The organism is Cupriavidus sp. 30B13 (assembly GCF_049059565.2).
GTDB lineage: Bacteria > Pseudomonadota > Gammaproteobacteria > Burkholderiales > Burkholderiaceae > Cupriavidus.
In genome coordinates this window covers 3266371-3282998 of record NZ_CP188223.1, presented here as the reverse complement: position 1 = coordinate 3282998, position 16628 = coordinate 3266371, and the positions used below count along the sequence as shown (strand labels likewise).

19 protein-coding genes, 1 other RNA gene and 1 riboswitch are annotated in these 16628 nt (G+C 72.2%); of the genes, 10 read left to right on the top strand and 10 right to left on the bottom strand.

Going from position 1 to position 16628, the window contains the following annotated elements; genetic code table 11:
* Positions 1–8: 8 nt before the first annotated feature.
* Entirely contained in the window at positions 9–1115 is a 1107-nt protein-coding gene (locus ACKI2N_RS15110) for an XdhC family protein (protein WP_420993462.1), read from the top strand.
* Complete coding sequence (locus ACKI2N_RS15105) at positions 1112–1789, top strand: nucleotidyltransferase family protein (protein WP_420993461.1); 678 nt, start codon at positions 1112–1114, stop codon at positions 1787–1789. The genes ACKI2N_RS15110 and ACKI2N_RS15105 overlap by 4 nt, the downstream gene beginning before the upstream one ends.
* Here ACKI2N_RS15105 and ACKI2N_RS15100 read toward each other — a convergent pair.
* The 3 genes from ACKI2N_RS15100 to ACKI2N_RS15090 form a co-directional block, all read right to left on the bottom strand.
* The gene (locus ACKI2N_RS15100) at positions 1749–2450 is read right to left on the bottom strand and encodes an SIMPL domain-containing protein (protein WP_420993460.1); all 702 of its coding nucleotides are present in this window, start codon (positions 2448–2450) and stop codon (positions 1749–1751) included. The two genes, ACKI2N_RS15105 and ACKI2N_RS15100, sit on opposite strands and share 41 nt — an antisense overlap.
* 100 nt (positions 2451–2550) lie before the next feature.
* The gene (locus tag ACKI2N_RS15095; protein WP_420993459.1) at positions 2551–3363 is read right to left on the bottom strand and encodes a sulfite exporter TauE/SafE family protein; all 813 of its coding nucleotides are present in this window, start codon (positions 3361–3363) and stop codon (positions 2551–2553) included.
* Positions 3364–3446: 83 nt separating this feature from the next.
* Entirely contained in the window at positions 3447–3941 is a 495-nt protein-coding gene (locus tag ACKI2N_RS15090; RefSeq protein WP_420993458.1) for an EVE domain-containing protein, read from the bottom strand.
* 42 nt (positions 3942–3983) lie between these two features.
* Here ACKI2N_RS15090 and ACKI2N_RS15085 point away from each other — a divergent pair, with 42 nt between their 5' ends.
* Positions 3984–4175: a hypothetical protein gene (locus tag ACKI2N_RS15085; RefSeq protein ID WP_420993457.1), complete on the top strand. Its 192-nt coding sequence runs from the start codon at positions 3984–3986 to the stop codon at positions 4173–4175.
* A gap of 17 nt (positions 4176–4192) precedes the next feature.
* On the opposite strand, the gene ssrS is transcribed toward ACKI2N_RS15085, so the two are convergent.
* The 3 genes from ssrS to ACKI2N_RS15070 form a co-directional block, all read right to left on the bottom strand.
* Positions 4193–4404: non-coding RNA, 6S RNA (gene ssrS, locus ACKI2N_RS15080), on the bottom strand.
* A 300-nt stretch (positions 4405–4704) separates the two neighbouring features.
* Complete coding sequence (locus ACKI2N_RS15075) at positions 4705–5046, bottom strand: cell division protein ZapA (protein ID WP_420993456.1); 342 nt, start codon at positions 5044–5046, stop codon at positions 4705–4707.
* Positions 5043–5396: a hypothetical protein gene (locus ACKI2N_RS15070; protein ID WP_420993455.1), complete on the bottom strand. Its 354-nt coding sequence runs from the start codon at positions 5394–5396 to the stop codon at positions 5043–5045. The genes ACKI2N_RS15075 and ACKI2N_RS15070 overlap by 4 nt, the downstream gene beginning before the upstream one ends.
* 218 nt (positions 5397–5614) lie before the next feature.
* Positions 5615–5861, top strand: a riboswitch (cobalamin riboswitch).
* Positions 5862–5943: 82 nt separating this feature from the next.
* Here ACKI2N_RS15070 and ACKI2N_RS15065 point away from each other — a divergent pair.
* From ACKI2N_RS15065 to cobC, 7 genes are read left to right on the top strand one after another with little or no spacing between them, the layout of a single operon-like run.
* On the top strand, positions 5944–7947 hold the full coding sequence (locus ACKI2N_RS15065) for a TonB-dependent receptor plug domain-containing protein (protein WP_420993454.1): 2004 nt from the start codon (positions 5944–5946) through the stop codon (positions 7945–7947).
* A 15-nt stretch (positions 7948–7962) separates the two neighbouring features.
* Positions 7963–8970, top strand: a complete 1008-nt coding sequence (locus ACKI2N_RS15060) for a FecCD family ABC transporter permease (RefSeq protein WP_420993453.1) — start codon at positions 7963–7965, stop codon at positions 8968–8970.
* A gap of 5 nt (positions 8971–8975) precedes the next feature.
* On the top strand, positions 8976–9827 hold the full coding sequence (locus ACKI2N_RS15055; RefSeq protein ID WP_420993452.1) for an ABC transporter ATP-binding protein: 852 nt from the start codon (positions 8976–8978) through the stop codon (positions 9825–9827).
* Positions 9824–10465: a cob(I)yrinic acid a,c-diamide adenosyltransferase gene (gene cobO, locus ACKI2N_RS15050; RefSeq protein ID WP_420993451.1), complete on the top strand. Its 642-nt coding sequence runs from the start codon at positions 9824–9826 to the stop codon at positions 10463–10465. The genes ACKI2N_RS15055 and cobO overlap by 4 nt, the downstream gene beginning before the upstream one ends.
* A 45-nt stretch (positions 10466–10510) precedes the next feature.
* Entirely contained in the window at positions 10511–11551 is a 1041-nt protein-coding gene (gene cobT, locus ACKI2N_RS15045; RefSeq protein ID WP_420993450.1) for a nicotinate-nucleotide--dimethylbenzimidazole phosphoribosyltransferase, read from the top strand.
* 48 nt (positions 11552–11599) lie between these two features.
* Positions 11600–12364, top strand: coding sequence for an adenosylcobinamide-GDP ribazoletransferase (locus ACKI2N_RS15040; RefSeq protein ID WP_420993449.1), 765 nt, complete (start codon positions 11600–11602; stop codon positions 12362–12364).
* Positions 12349–12924 (top strand): alpha-ribazole phosphatase, encoded by a 576-nt coding sequence (gene cobC, locus ACKI2N_RS15035; protein WP_420993448.1) that lies wholly within the window; start codon positions 12349–12351, stop codon positions 12922–12924. The genes ACKI2N_RS15040 and cobC overlap by 16 nt, the downstream gene beginning before the upstream one ends.
* A gap of 16 nt (positions 12925–12940) precedes the next feature.
* Here the strand turns inward: cobC and ACKI2N_RS15030 are convergent, their stop codons facing one another.
* The 4 genes from ACKI2N_RS15030 to cobU are packed head-to-tail and all read right to left on the bottom strand — an operon-like array spanning position 12941 to position 16581.
* Complete coding sequence (locus ACKI2N_RS15030; RefSeq protein WP_420993472.1) at positions 12941–13846, bottom strand: cobalamin-binding protein; 906 nt, start codon at positions 13844–13846, stop codon at positions 12941–12943.
* A gap of 22 nt (positions 13847–13868) precedes the next feature.
* Complete coding sequence (cobD, locus tag ACKI2N_RS15025) at positions 13869–14906, bottom strand: threonine-phosphate decarboxylase CobD (protein ID WP_420993447.1); 1038 nt, start codon at positions 14904–14906, stop codon at positions 13869–13871.
* Positions 14903–15868 (bottom strand): adenosylcobinamide-phosphate synthase CbiB, encoded by a 966-nt coding sequence (gene cbiB / locus ACKI2N_RS15020; protein WP_420993446.1) that lies wholly within the window; start codon positions 15866–15868, stop codon positions 14903–14905. The genes cobD and cbiB overlap by 4 nt, the downstream gene beginning before the upstream one ends.
* A complete protein-coding gene (cobU, locus tag ACKI2N_RS15015) occupies positions 15868–16581 on the bottom strand; it encodes a bifunctional adenosylcobinamide kinase/adenosylcobinamide-phosphate guanylyltransferase (RefSeq protein ID WP_420993445.1) in 714 nt (237 codons plus the stop codon). Before cobU ends, cbiB begins: the two co-directional genes overlap by 1 nt.
* Between the last annotated feature and the right edge of the window lie 47 nt (positions 16582–16628).

Genomic DNA, 16628 nt, shown 5'->3' with positions numbered 1-16628 from the left:
ACCCTGCCATGAACCACGCAACCATAGACCCCACCGCGGACACCGCCACCGGCGCCGCCGCGGATGCCACCGGCGGCGAAGCGCTGCTGCAGCGCGAGCAGCGGCTGACCGAGGCGCTGCGCCCGTTCGCCGTGGTCACCGTGATCCGCGCGCAGCCGCCCACCTCGGCCTGGGTGGGCGCGCAGGCGCTGCTGGAGGAGGACGGCGCACTGCACGGCTGGGTCGGCGGCGGCTGCTCGCGCGCCATCGTGATCCAGGCCGCGCTGGAGGCGATCCGCACCGGCGCCCCCAAGCTGCTGCGCATCAGCAACGCGCCCGCGGCGGCCGAGGACGGCGTCGAGATGCACGCCATGCCGTGCGCGAGCAACGGCACGCTGGAGCTGTTCATCCAGCCGACCTTGCCGCCGCCGCTGGCCCTGGTGCTGGGCGCCACGCCCACCGCGCTGGAGGCCTGCGTGCTGGCGCAGCGCATGGGCTTCGCCGTGGCGGCCGCGGCCAGCGTGACGGTACCGCTGGCCGCGCTCGGCCTGCGCCAGGTGGTCGAAGGCTACGACGCGGCCGCGCTCGCCGCGCTGGCGCCGCGGCTGGTGCTGGTGGCCACCCAGGGCGACGCCGACGAGGACGCGCTGGAAGCCGCGCTGCGCGGCCCGGCCGCGGCGGTGCTGCTGGTGGCGAGCCAGCGCAAGGCGCAGACGCTGCGCGAGGCCATGCACCGGCGCGGCATCGCGCCGCAGCGGCTGGCCGCGCTGCACGCGCCGGCCGGCCCGCATATCCACGCGCGCACGCCGCAGGAAATCGCGCTCGGCGCGGTGGCCGGGCTGGTGGCGCTGCGCCGGCAGATGGAGGAAGAACGGGCCGCGCAGGCGCCGGCCGAGCATGCGGACGCGCTGCCGGTGGTGCTGCCGTGCGAATCGATGGCGCCGGCCGCGCCCGCGCCGGCTGCGCGCTACGTCAACCCGGTGTGCGGCATGGCGGTCGACATCGCCTCGGCCAGGCATGTGATCGAGCATGGCGGGCAGCGCGTGTATTTCTGCTGCGACGGCTGCAAGGTGGAGTTCGAGCGCGAGCCGGACAAATACCTGCCGGCGGCGCGCGGCGTGCGGGAGACCACGTGAGCGACCATCTGAGTGCGCCGGCGGACGCGGCGTTGCCGGCCTTCTCCGCGGTGGTGCTGGCCGCCGGCATGTCGTCGCGCATGGGCGGGCAGCACAAGCTGCTGCTGCCGCTGGACGGCGAGCCGGCGGTGCGGCGCACCGTGCGCGCCTTGCTGGCGGCGCGGCCGCAGGAGATCGTGGTGGTGACGGGGCACAAGGGCCGCGAGGTGATCGGCGCGCTCGCTGGCCTGCCGGTCGATTTCCAGCCGAACCCGCGCTACGAGGAAGGGCAGATGACTTCGGTGGCGGCCGGCGTGGCGGCGCTGCGCATGCCGTGCAGCGTGGTGCTGGTGTGCCTGGCCGACCAGGTCCTGCTGGAAGCGGCCGACTACCTGGAGCTGCTGCGCGCGTTCGCGGCGATGCCGCGCGGCGCGATCGTGGTGCCCGTGCACGCGGGCCAGCGCGGCAACCCGGTGGCGTTCTCGGCCAGCTATGCCGCGGAGGTCGTGGCCGGGCACGTCAACCCGGGCTGCCGCAAGCTGATCGCCGACCACCCGGACGACGTCTTCGTCCACGAGGCCGGCCACGACCGCTTCACCACCGACATGGATACGCCGGAGGACTACGCGCGCATCCTGGCGCGCGTGGCGCGGCTTACTTCAGCATCTGCACCGAGCCGCTCACCGTCACCGTGACCTGGGCCTTGCCGCCCTCGACCGGCACCGGCGCCGCGTCCGACATCATGGCCTTGGCCGCGTACATGCGCGGCATCGGCTGCACCGCGCCGATCTCGTTGACCTGCACTTCGCGGATCGCGTAGCTGCTGTAGCCGAACAGCTTGGTGGTGGTGTCGGCCTTGCCGCGGAACGACGCCACGGCCTGTTCCGTGAGCCTGGCTTCGGCTGCCTGGCGTGCTTCGCGCGAGAGCGAAAAGGCGATGTTCTGCACCTGCATCTGGCTGGCCAGCTGGCCGGCCAGCCGGGATACCGCGGTGAAATCGCGCGATTGCAGGATCACCTCGGCGCGCCCGCGCCAGGTGCTGATGCGGCCGTTGCGGTCGGTGGACGGGTTGATGGTGAAGCCGCCCGATTCGGCCTGGACGCCGCTGGTGCGCTTGGCCTGCGCGATCACTTCCTGCGCCTTGGCCGACAGCGCCGACGAGATCGCGCCCGGTTCGGCGCCTTCCTGCTCGGCGGCCAGCGTCAGGTGGACCACGTCGGTGGGGACGTCGGTCGCGGCCTGGGCCGACAGCGACAGCACGCCGGCGGGCGCGGCGTCGCGGGCCGGGCCGCCGCCCTGCGCGGAAGCGATCATGGCGGTGGTGCCCAGCAGCGTGGCGGCAAGCAGTTTTTTCATGGTTTCTCCCGTTAAAACGATGCGTGTCAGACGCGCCGCGCAAGTGATTGTTCCGATACGCGGCGACAACGTTGTATCCACATGTTTCCGGCGCCCCGCGCTAGAACGCCTGCCAGGCCTTCCACAGCATGTAGGCCGACAGGCAGAACAGCAGGCACGCGAAGGCCTTCTTCAGTTGCGCCACGTCCAGGCGGTGCGCCGTGCGCGCGCCCAGCGGCGCGGTCAGCACGCTGGCCAGCGCGATCACCGCCAGCGCGGGCAGGTAGATATAGCCGAGCGAGCCCGCCGGCAGCCCGGCCTGGTCCAGTCCGCTCCACACGTAGCCGGTCACGCTGGCCGCCGCGATGGGAAAACCGAGCGCGGCCGAGGTGGCCACGGCATTGTGGATGGGCACGTTGCACCAGGTCATGAACGGCACCGAGACAAAGCCCCCGCCGGCGCCCACCAGGCTGGACAGGAACCCGATCACGCCGCCCGCGCCGAGCATGCCCGGCGTGGCGGGCAGCTGGCGGTGCGGCGCGGGCCTGCGGTTGCGCAGCATCTGCCAGGCCGAAAAGCCGACGAACACCGCGAACAGCAGCGACAGCCCGCCGGTCTTGAGCGCGGCGAAGACCTTGCCGCCGCCGATCAGGCCGGCGGCGAGGATGCCGGGCGCCAGCGCGAGCACCAGCTTCCAGCGCACCATGCCGCGCTGGTGGTGGGCGCGCACCGAGGACAGCGAGGTGAACAGGATGGTGGCCATCGAGGTGGCGATCGCCATGTGGATGATGGCCTCGTGCGGGAAGGCCATGTAGGTGAACAGCAGCGTGAGGAAGGGCACCATCAGCATGCCGCCGCCGACGCCGAGCAGGCCGGCGCAGAAGCCGGTGAAGGCGCCGAGCAGCAGCAGCCCGGGAATCAGGGAGACATTCATGGAACGGGAATCGACCTCATCGGTGTGGTGGATGTGGCTGGCGTCGATGCGCCGGGGAAGGGCGCGCGGGGGCGGCGCGCAGGTCAGCCCATCAGCCGCGTGGTGATGAAGCGCCATTCGGCCGGCGTCACCGGCGTGATGGACAGGCGGTTGCCGCGCCGTAGCACGGCCATGTCGGCCAGTTCCTCGTGCGCGCGCAGGTCCGCCAGCGAGATCAGCGGACCCTTGGCGACATAACGCACGTCGACCAGCATCCAGCGCGGCGCGTCGGGCCTGGCCGCGGCGTCGTAGTAATCGCTCTCGGGGTCGAACTGGGTGGGATCGGGATAGGGCTGCGAGCAGACCTCGGCCAGGCCGGCGATGCCGGGCTGCGGACACGACGAGTGATAGAACAGCACGCCGTCGCCGATGCGCATGGCGTCGCGCATGAAATTGCGCGCCTGGTAGTTGCGCACGCCGGTCCAGGGCAGGGTGCCGCGCTCGGCGAGGGTGTCGATGCTGGCCTCGTCCGGTTCCGATTTCATCAGCCAGTACTGGCGGGCCCGGTCAGCGGCAGTGGCTTGCGAGGAGCGGCTCATTGGCGTGTTGGCTCATGGCGGAGTGGCGTTGGCGACAGCGCTATGGTGCAGCAAGCCCGGCCAAAAGAAAACCGTGGACTCAAGGTGGGCGCAGGCGCGTCGGCGGCGCGCAAACGAAGCGCAGGCGTGGCGCGCAAGCAGGCACTGCATACGCGCGGCACGGGAATGCGTGCGGCGCAGGAAAACGCAGTGCAGGAAAAATGCCGCGCAAAAGGAAAAAGGGCGGTGGTCTGAAACCACCGCCCTTTTAGGGGGTCCCCGCCTCGGCCGCTGGATCGGCATCCTGAACCCAAGTGAGGTTCAGAGTGGCTGCGGAAGCCGTATTTTGGGTACATCACTGACTCAGGGAGTCCCGACTGCAGACTTTGAACCAAGCGACGCGCTCGCCCACACGGCATTGTCCCGCACCAACAAATGCTTATCGGTTCAAGGAATATGATCCTGACGAACCAGGCAGGGAAACTGTCAAACGTCTGACTTTGTTCGCCGCAGGACCAACCACTTCCGCAGACTGTCAGACGTTTGCCGTTTCTAACTTGGATGGGATGAAAACGGCGGCCAGGCACGATAACCCGACCTTTGGTGTCGCGACTATGTGGCTTGGCGCGACTTGGCTCCACTATACACCGCCGGGCATTTCATACCAAGCCCGCCGTGCCGGGCCGTTACATTTTGCCGACGCGCGCGGCACCTCGGGCACACCGCGGTCATGCTGCCGCCACAACTGTGCCGTGCGGGGCACCGCGCCGCGCGGCGCGCGCCTTCAGCCGCGCGGCGCCGGCGTGTTGGTGCCCACGTGGGCATACTGGCGCAGCGCTTCGTCGGCGCGCTCGTTGAGCTCGCGGATGCGCGCGCGCACGGCGTCCACCGGGATCGCGCCGTCTTCCTGCTGCTTGCGCTTGAGCGAGAGCAGGTCCGAGGCAATGCTGATGGCCGCCATTACCGCCACGCGCTCCACGCCCTTGGCCGAGACGCCGCTCTTGAGGCGGGTCATCTGGTCGTCCACCAGGGCGACGGCCTCCAGCAGCGCGGCCTCGTTGTCCGGCGCGATGGCAAAGCGGTAGGACTGGCCCGCGATGCTGACTTCGACTTGCTTGTTGCTCATGCGTTTTCTCCGGGTGCCTTGACATGGGCGCTGTCGGCGGTGCGGGCGCCCTGGGCGCTCGCGGCGCGGCCAGCCGTGTCGCCCTCGCCCAGCAGGTCGAGCTGGCGCGCGTCGCTTGCGGTGGGGAGCTTGTCGAGGATCGACTGGATGCGCAGCTGCGCTTCCTCGATCTTGATATTGAGCAACTCGCGGTCGGCCGCCATGGCCTCGCGGTCGCCGCGCAGCTGGCTGGCTTCGGCCTGCAGGCGTTCGATCTCCTCGCGCAGGCGCTGGTTCTCCGCTGCCAGGGTATCGGCGTGGTGCAGCACGCGCCCGATCTTGGCGGCGAGTTGTTCGAGTTCTGTGAGCATAGAGCCTGTCATATCTAGGGTCTCGGGTTCTGGGATTTTAGCCCAAGCGCTCCGCGCGCAGACGTGAAAGCAGCCCGGTGTGACCGGGCCAGCGCGCCGAAGTTGCATGCAACGTCGCCCAACCGGCGCCGCTGCGGCGCTTTTTTGCCTGCTTCCACGCGTTTTGGCGCGGCGCCGGGGTACTTGCGGGCGTCATTGACGCTCGCCGTGAAACTGCCTACACTCGCGCACGTTCCAGGTGCTCGCAATCCTGTTCACTACAGGGTTGCAGTTCAACGGGAAACAGGGAGCCAGCCGCCGCCGCCAGGGCGCGTGCCGGGCCAACCTGTGCTGCCCCCGCAACGGTAAGCGACCGCGATCGGAAGCATCGCAAGGCCGACCCATCAGCCACTGGACCGCAAGGTCCGGGAAGGCGGTCGGACTGGTGTCGCCAGCCCGGATACCGGCCTGGACGAGAGTGCGCCGCCTTCCACCGGATGCGTGGCGCGCTTCGTCGCCAGACGGTCCGCGGGGGAACGGACCAGGCTGCTCTCTCCCTCTTCGCATCATGCGCTCATCGTCTTCCCGGCCGAGCCGACCGGCATTGCCGGCGTTCCGCCAGTCTGCTCCTGTTTCCGCTTCCGTTTCCGCGCGCGCTCCCGTTTCCGTCTTGCGGTCGTGGTCCGCCGGCCTGCTCGCCCTGCTCGCCGCCGGCGCGCACGGCCTTGCCCATGCGCAGCCGGCGCCCGAAGCCGAGCCCGCACCGGCCTCCGCGCCACAGCCGGCCGCCCCGGCCGCGGCTGCGCAACCCGCCGCGGCGCAGCTCGACCCCGTGGTGGTGACCGCCACCCGCACCGCGCAGGCGCTGACCGAGGCGCTGCCGCACACCACCGTGGTGACGCAGCAGGACATCGTCAACTCGCAGGCGCCCGACCTGCGCACGCTGCTGCGCTCGCAGGCCGGCGTGGAGTTCGCCGCCAACGGCGGCATGGGCGCCAATACCACGCTGTTCATGCGCGGCGCCAACGGCAACCAGACCCTGATCCTGATCGACGGCGTGCGCGTCTCGTCGGCCAGCAGCGGCACGGCGCAGCTGGCCAACATCCTGCCCGACCAGATCGACCACATCGAAGTGGTGCGCGGCAACGTGTCGGCGCTCTACGGCTCGGACGCGATCGGCGGCGTGGTGCAGATCTTCACCAAGACCGGCGCGGGCCAGCCGCCCACCGCCAACGCGCAGATCGAGTACGGCAGCAACAATACGCGCCAGGCCACGGTGGGCTACGGCGGCCAGGTCGGCGACACCTCGTTCAACGTCACCGGCTCGGTCTTCAAGACCGACGGCTTCTCCGCCGTCAACACCCAGCAGCAGCCCAAGGCCAACCCCAACGACAATCCCTACGACAACAAGAGCATCTCGGGCCAGGTCAAGCACCGCTTCACCAGCGACTGGGACGCGGGCGTCACGGCCTACTACTCCAAGAGCAAGCTGTCCTACGACAGCACCTCGGGCAAGCCCACCGACGTCTGGTGGATGAACAGCGAGCTCTACACGGTATCGGGTTTCGTTAACGGCAAGCTGGGCCGGGACTGGAGCACGCATTTCAAGGTGGCGCAGAGCGAAGACCGCAGCACCACCACCAGGAACGGCCTGTTCGACAGCCGCTTCAACACGCGCAACCGCCAATACACCTGGCAGAACGAATACGCGCTGGCGCCCGCCCACACGCTGCTGTTCGGCGCCGAGTACGCGCAGCAGGAGCTGGATTCCAGTTCGTACACCACGCCGGTGCGCAATATCGCCTCGGTGTTCGGCGGCTACGACGGCCGCCTGGGCAAGCACCAGTTGCAGCTCAACGTGCGCAACGACCACTACTCGGACTTCGGCAGCCAGGCCAGCTATTTCGCCGGCTACGGCTATAACCTGACCGAGGCGTTCAAGCTGATCGCCAATGCCAGCAATGCCTTCCGCGCGCCCACTTTCAACGAGCTGTACTACCCCGGCTACGGCCAGCCCGGCATCCAGCCCGAACGCGCCAGGTCGGTCGAGCTGGGCGCGCAGTACAGCACCGACGGCGCCGGCCTGCTGCGCGTGACCGCGTTCGAGACCCGCTACGACAACCTGATCGTCTCGGCGCCGCAGCCCGGCGGCCTGTACCTGGCGCAGAACGTCGCCAAGGCCAGGGTGCAGGGCATCGAGGCCTCGTGGCGCGCCCGCCTGCTGGGCACCGACGTGGGCGCCAGCGTGACCTTCCAGAATCCGCTCGACGAGCAGAGCAACACCCAACTGCTGCGCCGCGCGCGCCGCCATGCCGCCTTCGACGTGGGCCGCCAGTTCGGCGACTTCCGCCTCGGCGGCGAGTGGATCGTTTCGTCGGCGCGCCTGGACAGCGGCTCGCGCACGCTGGGCGGATACGGTATCGTCAACCTCAACGCCCGCTACAACATCGACAAGCAATGGTTCATCGCCGCCCGCGTGGAAAACCTGTTCGACAAGAACTACCAGCTCGCCTATCCCTACAACACGCAGGGGCGCGCCGGCTTTGTCACGCTGGGCTGGCGCCAGCGCTGATGGCGGCGGCCTGAGATGCGGCGCGCGCTCGCCGTCTGGCTGATGCTCGCCGCCGCCGGCGCGGCGGTGTTCCTGCTGTCGCTGGCGGTGGGCAGCGTGCCGCTGACCGCCGCGCAGGTGTGGCATGCGCTCGCCGGCGGCGGTGCCGGCACGGCCGACACCGCCAGCGCCATCGTGCGCGAGCTGCGCCTGCCGCGCGCGGTGGCGGCGTTCGCCTGCGGCGGCCTGCTGGCGCTGACCGGCGCGCTGATGCAGGTGCTGCTGCGCAATCCGCTGGCCGAGCCCTACGTGCTGGGCGTGTCCGGCGGCGCCGCCACCGGCGCGCTGGGCGCCATGCTGATGATGTGGCCGCTGTGGATGGTGCAGGCCGGCGCCGCCGGCGGCGCGCTGTTCTCGATGGTGCTGGTGGCCACGCTGGCGCGGCGCGACCTGCTGCATCCGCAGGTGCAGGGCGGCCACCACGAGGCCGGCTCGCGCCTGCTGCTGACCGGCGTGATCCTGGCCGCGGGCTGGGGCGCGCTGATCACGCTGATCCTGAGCGTGGCGCCCGAGGCGCGCCTGCGCGGCATGCTGTTCTGGCTGACCGGCGATCTCGGCGGCACCGCCAGCTACGGCGTGGCGCTCGGCGCGCTGGTGCTGGCCGTGCTGCTGGCCATGCCGCTGGCGCGCTCGCTCAATGCCATGCTGATGGGCGAGACCGTGGCGCAGGCGCTGGGCGTGCACGTGGGCGCGGTGCGCGTGTCGGTGTTCGTGCTGGCCTCGGTGGCGATCGCGGTGGCCATCACCTCGGCCGGCTCGATCGGCTTCGTCGGGCTGGTGGTGCCGCACCTGGTGCGGCTGGCATGGGGCAACGACCAGCGCCTGCTGCTGCCGGCCTCGGCGCTGCTGGGCGGCGCGCTGCTGATGGCGGCCGACCTGGCGGCGCGCACCGTGATCGCGCCGGCGCAGTTGCCGGTGGGCGTGATCACCGCGCTGCTCGGCGTGCCGACCTTTCTCTTCCTGTTGCTGCGCAGGCCGCGCTGATGCCGATGCCAAGCTGGAACGAACCCGCCTCGAACTGCCCCGTGCTGGCGCTGCAGGCCCTGCAGCTGCGCGCCGGCGCGCGCACGCTGCTCGACGGCCTGACCCTGTCCGTGCAGGCCGGCCAGCTATGGTGCATCGTCGGCCCCAACGGCGTCGGCAAGTCCACGCTGATGTCGGTGCTGGCCGGGCTGCGCAAGCCGGACGGCGGCGCGGTGCTGCTCGACGGCCGCGCGCCGCCGGAGATCGCTCCGGGCGCGCTGGCGCTGCAGCGCGCCTACCTGCCGCAGGCGGTGAGCGATACCTTCTCGATGAGCGTGCGCGACGCGGTCGCGGTGGGGCGGCACCCGCACCTGTCCGGCTGGGGCTGGGCGCGCCGCGAGGATGATGCCATCGTGGCCGCCGTGATGCGCGAACTCGATCTCGACGCGCTCGCCGCGCGCGACGTGCTGACCCTGTCCGGCGGCGAGCGCCAGCGCGTTTCGCTGGCCGCCACGCTGGCGCAGCAGGCGCCGCTGCTGCTGCTCGACGAGCCGGCCGCCCACCTCGACCTGCGCCACCAGATCATGGTGCTGGACACGATGGCGGGACTTGCGCGCGCCGGCCGCCATGCCGTCGTCGTGATCCTGCACGACCTCAACCTGGCGCGCCGCTACGCCACCCACGCGCTGCTGCTGGCCGAGGACGGCCTGTGCCTGCACGGCCCGGCTGCCGACGTCCTCACCCCGGCGCACTGCTCGCACGCGCTGCGCACGCCCATCGTCAGCGTCAGCGACGGCCGGCACACCGCGCTGATCGCGCACGGCGCCTTTCATCCGCAACCGGGCGGACCTACCGAACAAGACGGAGCTTCATCATGACAGAACCCCAATCCAGCACCGCTCCCACGCCGCAAGACGCCGGACGCGACGAGCGCCACAAGGCGCGCATGGCGCGCAAGAAGGACGTGGTCGACGCCAAGATCGCCGCCGCGCAGGACGAGCGCGGCGTGATCGTCATCACCACCGGCAACGGCAAGGGCAAGTCCAGCTCCGGCTTCGGCATGGTGGTGCGCGCGCTCGGCCACGGCATGCAGGCCGCCGTGGTGCAGTTCATCAAGGGCGCGATCCCGAGCGGCGAGGAGATGTTCCTGCGCCGCTTCCCGGACCAGTGCGCGTTCCACGTGATGGGCGAAGGCTATACCTGGGAGACCCAGGACCGCGCGCGCGACGTGGCCAAGGCCGAGGCCGCCTGGGAAGTGGCGCGCGGCCTGCTGCGCGATCCGGCCGTCGACCTGGTGCTGCTGGACGAGCTCAATATCGCGCTCAAGCTGCACTACCTCGACGTGGACACCGTGATCGCCGACCTGCGCGCGCGCCCGCCGATGCAGCACGTGGTGATCACCGGCCGCGGCGCGCCGCAGGCGCTGATCGACGCGGCCGACACGGTGACCGAGATGACGCCGGTCAAGCACGCATTCAAGCAGGGCATCAAGGCCCAGCGCGGCATCGAGATGTAAGCTCGCGCCACGCGACTCCAGAACGACTACGAGTATTCGGACATCATGCAGTTTCCCGCCATCGCCCCGCTCGATGCCTCCCTCCGCCCGGCGCTGCAGGCCGCCATCGATGCCAAGACCAAGCCGCTCGGCGCGCTCGGCCGGCTCGAGTCGCTGGCCTTGCAGATCGGCCTAATTACCGGCAGCACCGCGCCCGCGCTCCGGCGCCCGGCGGTGATCGTGTTCGCCGCCGACCACGGCATCGCCGATGCCGGCGTGAGCGCCTATCCGGCCGAGGTGACGGCGCAGATGGTGCTCAACTTCCTCGGCGGCGGCGCCGCCATCAACGTGTTCGCGCGCCAGCACGGGCTGGCGCTGGAGGTGGTGGACGCCGGCGTGCGCGCGCCGCTGCCGGCCGCGCCGGGGCTGGTCAACTGCCGCATCGCCGCCGGCACGCACAACTTCGCGCGGGAGCGCGCGATGAGCGCGGAGCAGGCCGAGGCGGCGCTCACCGCCGGCATGGCGCGCGTGCTGCGCCACGCGCAGCAGGGCACCAACGCGATCGCCTTCGGCGAGATGGGCATCGCCAATACCTCGTCGGCCGCCTGCCTGATGAGCCGGCTCACCGGCACGCCGCTCGACGAATGCATCGGCCGCGGCACCGGGCTGGACGATAGCGGCCTGGCGCGCAAGCGCGCGGTGCTGGCGCAGGCGCTGGACCTGCACGCGGATGCCGTGGAGCCGCTCGACGCATTGGCCGCGTTCGGCGGCTTCGAGGTCGCCATGATGGCCGGCGCCTTCCTGGCCGCGGCGGCCAGCCGCATGGTGATCGTGGTGGACGGCTTCATCGCCTCGGCCGCGCTGCTGGTGGCGCAGCGCCTCGATCCCGCGGTGCTCGACTACTGCGTGTTCTCGCATTGCTCGCACGAGCACGGCCACCGCAGGCTGCTCGCGCAGTTCGGCGCCGAGCCGCTGCTGGCGCTGGACCTGCGCCTGGGCGAGGGTACCGGCGCCGCGCTGGCCTACCCGCTGCTGGTGTCCGCCGCCGCCTTCCTGCGCGAAATGGCCACCTTCGGCGGCGCCGGCGTCAGCACGGCGTCGGCGTAGACTGCGCGGATCGCTTTCTTCTCTTTCAGCCCCCTCCCGCACCGGCCCATGCTCGACGAACTTCGCTACTTCCTCACCGCGGTCGGCTACTTCACGCGGGTGCCGGTGCCGCGCTGGGTCGGTTTCGCGCCGCACTACCTGAACGCGGCGGCGCGCTATTTCCCGCTGGTGGGCCTGCTGGTGGGCACGCTCGGCGCGCTGGCGAGCTGGGGCGCGCTGCAGTGGTGGCCGCCCGGCGTGGCGCTGCTGCTCGGCATGGCGGCGACGCTGCTGGCCACCGGCGCCTTCCACGAAGACGGCCTGGCCGACTGCGTGGACGCCTTCGGCGGCGGCTACCGGCCCGAGGACGTGCTGCGCATCATGCACGACTCGCGCATCGGCGCGTTCGGCGCCATCGCGCTGGTGGTGGCGCTGCTGCTCAAGTGGCAGCTGCTGCTGGCCATCGCCATGCGCGGCGGCACCGCGGACCTGCTGCTGGTGCTGGTGGCCGCGCACGGCGCCAGCCGCGCCATGGCGGTGAGCTATCTCGCCACGCTCGACTACGTGCGCCCCGAAGGCAAGGCCCGGCCGGTGGCGCAGCGCCTGTCCGGCTTCGGGCTGGCGTTCGCGCTGCTGTGCGGCGCGCTGCCGCTGCTGCTGGTGTCGCCCGGGTTTGCCGCGGCGGTGCTGGCCGCGCTGCTGGCGCTGCGCTGGCTGCTGGGCCGCTATTTCGTGCGGCGCATCGGCGGCTATACCGGCGACTGCCTCGGCATGGCGCAGCAACTGGCCGAACTGCTGGTCTACCTGGTGGCGGCGGCATGGACCTGGTCCTGATCCGCCACGCGCAGCCGCAGGTGGCGGCGGGCCTGTGCTACGGCGCGCTCGACCTCGCGCTGGACGAGCCCGTCTCGCCCGCGCCGGCGCGCATGCTGGCGGCGCTCGACGGGCTGGTGCCGCAGCGCATCCTGTGCAGCACGCTGCGGCGCGCGCAGGCGACCGCCGCGCTGCTGGCCGCGGGCCATGCGCTCGTGCCCGAGCCCGACGCGCGCCTGCGCGAGCTGGATTTCGGCAACTGGGAAGGGCAGGCCTGGGACGCGGTGCCGCGCGCGGACCTGGATGCCTGGGCGGCCGACCTGCTGCACGCGGCCCCGCATGGCGGCGAGAGCGCGGCCGCGGCCATGGCGCGCGTGGCGGCCTGGGCCGATGCGCTGCCGGCGGATTCGCCCGACTGCGTCTGGGCGGTCACGCACGCCGGCCCGATGCGCATGCTGGCCGCGCACTGGCTCGGCGTGCCGCTGGCCACCACGCTCGGCTGGGAGCTGGCGTTCGGCGCCAGTTGCCGCTTCGCGCTGGGCGGCGGCGCGGCGCGGCTGCGCTGGTGGAACCGGATCTGACGATCCGCCCCCGGCGCTACTGCGCGGGCCGCCTGGCGCGCGCTTCGTCGAGGTCCTTGCAGATGATCTCCGCCCCGCGCGCCAGGCGCGGCCCGGCGCGGTTGACGAGGTCGCCGTCGATCGCGTACAGGTTGTCGCGCGCCACCGCCGTGACCTGCTTCCAGCGCTCCCACATGGCGAAGTCGGGCAGCGGGCGGTCGGCGCGCGTGGCGCCCATGCTGGCGGTCATCATGACTTCGGGATTGCCGGCCACCACCGACTCCACCGAGACCGTCGGCACCAGCAGCGATTCGCTGGCGAACAGGTTGCGCCCGCCGCACAGCGCCAGCACGTCGCTGATCAGGTGCTGGCCGTTGAGCGTCATCAGCGGCTGCTGCCAGACCTGGTAGAACACCGTCACCGGCGCGCGCGCGGCGTAGGTCTGGCGCAGCTTGTCGATCTGCCGGCGGAAGTTCGCCGCGGCGGCCCCGGCGGCGGGCCCGGTGCCCATCAGCGCGCCCAGCCGCTCGATATTGCCGGGGATGCCGTCGAGCTTGCGCGGCTCGCTGAAGAACAGCGGCAGGCCGAGCGCGCGCAGGCGGTCGGTCTGCTTCTGCGCATTGCCATGGCGCCACACCACGATCAGGTCCGGCTTGAGCGCGGCGATGCGTTCGAGGTCGAGCGCCTTGTTGTCGCCCACGCGCGGGATCTCGCGCGCCTGCGGCGGATAGTCGCTGTAGCTCACGGTGCCGACGATGCGCTCGCCGCCGCCGGCCGCGAACAGCAGTTCGGTGACGTGCGGCGCCAGCGAGATCACGCGCCGCGCGGGCTGCTCCAGCGTGACGGTCTGGCCGGTGTCGTCGACCGCCGAGACGGCGGCGTGGGCGCCGGCGCACAGGGCGCAGCCAAGCAGGGCGGAGAGGGGAAGCAGGGCGCGGATCATCGGCGGGCGGCTCATGTGCGGCTTATGCGTGGGTGGGATTGGATGAGTGGCCGCAAGCACTGGCCAGCGCGGCGTCGAGCCGCTGCCAGGCTTCGGCCGGCGCCGGCGGCAATCCCAGGCGCAGGCTCGGCGGCGCGTCGCCGCCGGGCGCGTCGAACAGCCGCGTCCACACGCCTTGCCGCGCCAGCGCATCGTGCAGCTGCGCGGCGCCGGCATGCGGGATCCAGCTGAACAGCGGATGGCTTGCGGGCGCCAGCCCGTGCGCGCGCAGCAGCGCCGCGAGGCGCTCGCCGGATCGCTGCAGCCGTTCGCGCGCGGCATCCTGCCAGGCCGTGTCGGCCAGCGCCAGGCGCGCCACCGCGCGCGCCGGGCCGGCCACGGTCCAGTGGCCGAGATGCGCGGCCAGCGCCTCGAGCAGGGCCGGTTCGGCCAGCACGAAACCGCAGCGCACGCCGGCCAGCCCGTAGAACTTGCCGAGCGAGCGCAACACCGCCAGCCCGGGCCGGTGCGCATGCGCCGCCAGCGACAGCGCGGGCGTGCAGTCCATGAACGCTTCGTCGAGCAGCAGCGTGCCGCCGCGCGCGGCCAGTTGCGCGTGCCAGCGCAGCAGCGTGTCCGGCGCCAGCGTGCGCGCGGTGGGGTTGTTGGGGTTGACCACCACGAGGTGGTCGAGCCGCGCGGGCAGGTCCGGCCGCGCGAAATCCGCTTCGGCCAGCGCCACCACCTCATGCCCGGCGCGCGCGAAGGCGGGCGCGTATTCGCTGTAGCCCTGCGCCGCCACGCCCGTGCGGCCCGGCCGCAGCAGCAGCGGCAGCGCGCGGATGGCGGCCTGCGAGCCGGCTACCGGCAGCGCGTGCGCGGCGCCGTAGGCTTGCGCGGCCAGCGCGGCGAGGCCGTCGTCGTCCTGCGGCAGGCGCTGCCACGCGTCGGCGGGCAGGGCGGGGACCGGATAGCCGTCGGGGTTGATGCCGGTGGAGAGGTCGAGCCAGCCGGCGGCGGGCCGGCCGTAGCGGCGCTCGGCGGCGAGCAGGTCGCCGCCGTGGCGGATGGGCATGGTCATGCGGGCAAGAAATGAAGGAGGATGGCGCTGGCGGCGGCAAGGGCCAGCCATAGCCACAAGGTGCGCCGCACCAGCCGCAGGCAGGCCCGTACCTCGGCGCTGCCGGGGGCCACGCCCGCGCCCAGCGACGGGCGGTCTTCCCACTCGCCGTGGTAGCGCGCGGGGCCGCCCAGCGCCACGCCCACCGCGCCGGCGCCGGCGGCCATGACCGGGCCCGCGTTGGGGCTGGACCAGGCCGGCGCCTGCGCGCGCCAGCAGCGCAGCGCCTGCGCGGTGTGGCCGAGCAGCGCGTACGACAGCGCGGTCAGGCGCGCGGGAACCAGGTTGAGCAGGTCGTCCAGCCGCGCCGCGGCCCAGCCGAAATACACGAGGCGCGGCGTGCGGTAGCCCCACATCGCGTCGAGCGTGTTGGCCAGGCGGAAGGCGACCACGGCCGGCGCGCCGCCGACCAGGAACCAGAACAGGGCGCCGAACACGGCGTCGTTGCCGTTTTCCAGCGCGGACTCGCAGGCGGCGCGGGCCACCGCCTCGCCGTCCGCGTCGGCGGTGTCGCGCGAGACGATGCGCGCGGTCAGGCGGCGCGCTTCGGCAAGGTCGCCGCGCGCCAGCGCGGCGGCGATCGGCGCGATGTGCTGGTGCAGGCTGCGCGCGCCGAGCGCGGCGTACAGCGCCAGTGCCTGCAGCAGCCAGGCCAGCGCCACGCTCAGGTGCGCGGCCGCCTGCACCAGCAGGGCGGCCAGCGCAGCGGGCACCAGCACCATCAGCAGCCACGCGCCGATGCCGGCGATGCGCTGGCGCAGCGGCGCGCCGCCGCGGTTGACGCGCCGCTCGAGCGCGGCGGCGAGGTTGCCGAAGCCCACCAGCGGATGCCAGCGGCGCGGCTCGCCCAGCCACTGGTCCAGCAGCACGCCGGCCACGGCCGCCGCCACGCAGGCGGGCCAGTCGAAAAGCGCGGACAGCATCAGCACGCCGGATCGGCGCCCTTGACGCTGACGGGAATGCCGGCGACCACCAGCCGCACGCGGTCCGCGGCGGCGGCCAGCTTCTGGTTGAGGCGGCCCAGCTCGTCGACGTAGAAGCGGGTGATGGCGCCCATCGGCACCACGCCGAAGCCGACCTCGTTGGAGACCAGGATCACGTGGCCGGGCAGGGTGGGCAGCGCGGCCAGCAGCGCGTCGATTTCCTCGGTGAACTCGGCCGGCGGCGTCACCAGGCCGTGCTCGGGATAGCTGCGCGCGTCGAGGAAGATCAGGTTGTTGAGCCACAGCGTGACGCAGTCGACCAGGACGCAGCCGTCGCGGGTGGCATTGGCGTAGAGCGCGTCGGCCAGGTGCAGCGGCGCCTCGACCAGGCCCCACTCGACCGGGCGGCGGGCGCGGTGCAGCGCGATGCGCAGCTGCATTTCCTCGTCGGCGCTGTCGTCGTCGTGGCGCGCGGTGGCGATATAGGTGACCGGGCCGCCGGTGGCCGCGGCATGGTCGGCGGCGAGCTGCTCGGCAAAGTGGCTCTTGCCCGAGCGCGCGCCGCCCAGCACCAGCGTGAGCTGCCGCGCCGGCCCGCCGGCGGCGGCAGCGTGCGGTGCCGCGGCGGCGTGGGGCGCACGTTCGCCTTGCGGCGCGGCGGTGGCAGTGGCGGCGGGCTCGGTGGCGGTGGCGGAGGCATGGGCCGGAGTCATCCGGGTATTGTAGCGGGCGCATCCGGGGTCCGCACGCTCGCGATGAG

Excerpts from the sequence above, each read along its gene's own strand:
- ACKI2N_RS15110 (WP_420993462.1), top strand. The coding sequence starts at position 9 with ATGAACCACGCAACCATAGACCCCACCGCGGACACCGCCACCGGCGCC.
- ACKI2N_RS15100 (WP_420993460.1), bottom strand. The coding sequence starts at position 2,450 with ATGAAAAAACTGCTTGCCGCCACGCTGCTGGGCACCACCGCCATGATC.
- ACKI2N_RS15095 (WP_420993459.1), bottom strand. The coding sequence starts at position 3,363 with ATGAATGTCTCCCTGATTCCCGGGCTGCTGCTGCTCGGCGCCTTCACC.
- ACKI2N_RS15090 (WP_420993458.1), bottom strand. The coding sequence starts at position 3,941 with ATGAGCCGCTCCTCGCAAGCCACTGCCGCTGACCGGGCCCGCCAGTAC.
- ACKI2N_RS15085 (WP_420993457.1), top strand. The coding sequence starts at position 3,984 with ATGGTGCAGCAAGCCCGGCCAAAAGAAAACCGTGGACTCAAGGTGGGC.
- ACKI2N_RS15075 (WP_420993456.1), bottom strand. The coding sequence starts at position 5,046 with ATGAGCAACAAGCAAGTCGAAGTCAGCATCGCGGGCCAGTCCTACCGC.
- ACKI2N_RS15070 (WP_420993455.1), bottom strand. The coding sequence starts at position 5,396 with ATGCTCACAGAACTCGAACAACTCGCCGCCAAGATCGGGCGCGTGCTG.
- ACKI2N_RS15065 (WP_420993454.1), top strand. The coding sequence starts at position 5,944 with ATGCGCTCATCGTCTTCCCGGCCGAGCCGACCGGCATTGCCGGCGTTC.
- ACKI2N_RS15060 (WP_420993453.1), top strand. The coding sequence starts at position 7,963 with ATGCGGCGCGCGCTCGCCGTCTGGCTGATGCTCGCCGCCGCCGGCGCG.
- ACKI2N_RS15055 (WP_420993452.1), top strand. The coding sequence starts at position 8,976 with ATGCCAAGCTGGAACGAACCCGCCTCGAACTGCCCCGTGCTGGCGCTG.
- cobO (WP_420993451.1), top strand. The coding sequence starts at position 9,824 with ATGACAGAACCCCAATCCAGCACCGCTCCCACGCCGCAAGACGCCGGA.
- cobT (WP_420993450.1), top strand. The coding sequence starts at position 10,511 with ATGCAGTTTCCCGCCATCGCCCCGCTCGATGCCTCCCTCCGCCCGGCG.
- ACKI2N_RS15040 (WP_420993449.1), top strand. The coding sequence starts at position 11,600 with ATGCTCGACGAACTTCGCTACTTCCTCACCGCGGTCGGCTACTTCACG.
- cobC (WP_420993448.1), top strand. The coding sequence starts at position 12,349 with ATGGACCTGGTCCTGATCCGCCACGCGCAGCCGCAGGTGGCGGCGGGC.
- ACKI2N_RS15030 (WP_420993472.1), bottom strand. The coding sequence starts at position 13,846 with ATGATCCGCGCCCTGCTTCCCCTCTCCGCCCTGCTTGGCTGCGCCCTG.
- cobD (WP_420993447.1), bottom strand. The coding sequence starts at position 14,906 with ATGACCATGCCCATCCGCCACGGCGGCGACCTGCTCGCCGCCGAGCGC.
- cbiB (WP_420993446.1), bottom strand. The coding sequence starts at position 15,868 with ATGCTGTCCGCGCTTTTCGACTGGCCCGCCTGCGTGGCGGCGGCCGTG.
- cobU (WP_420993445.1), bottom strand. The coding sequence starts at position 16,581 with ATGACTCCGGCCCATGCCTCCGCCACCGCCACCGAGCCCGCCGCCACT.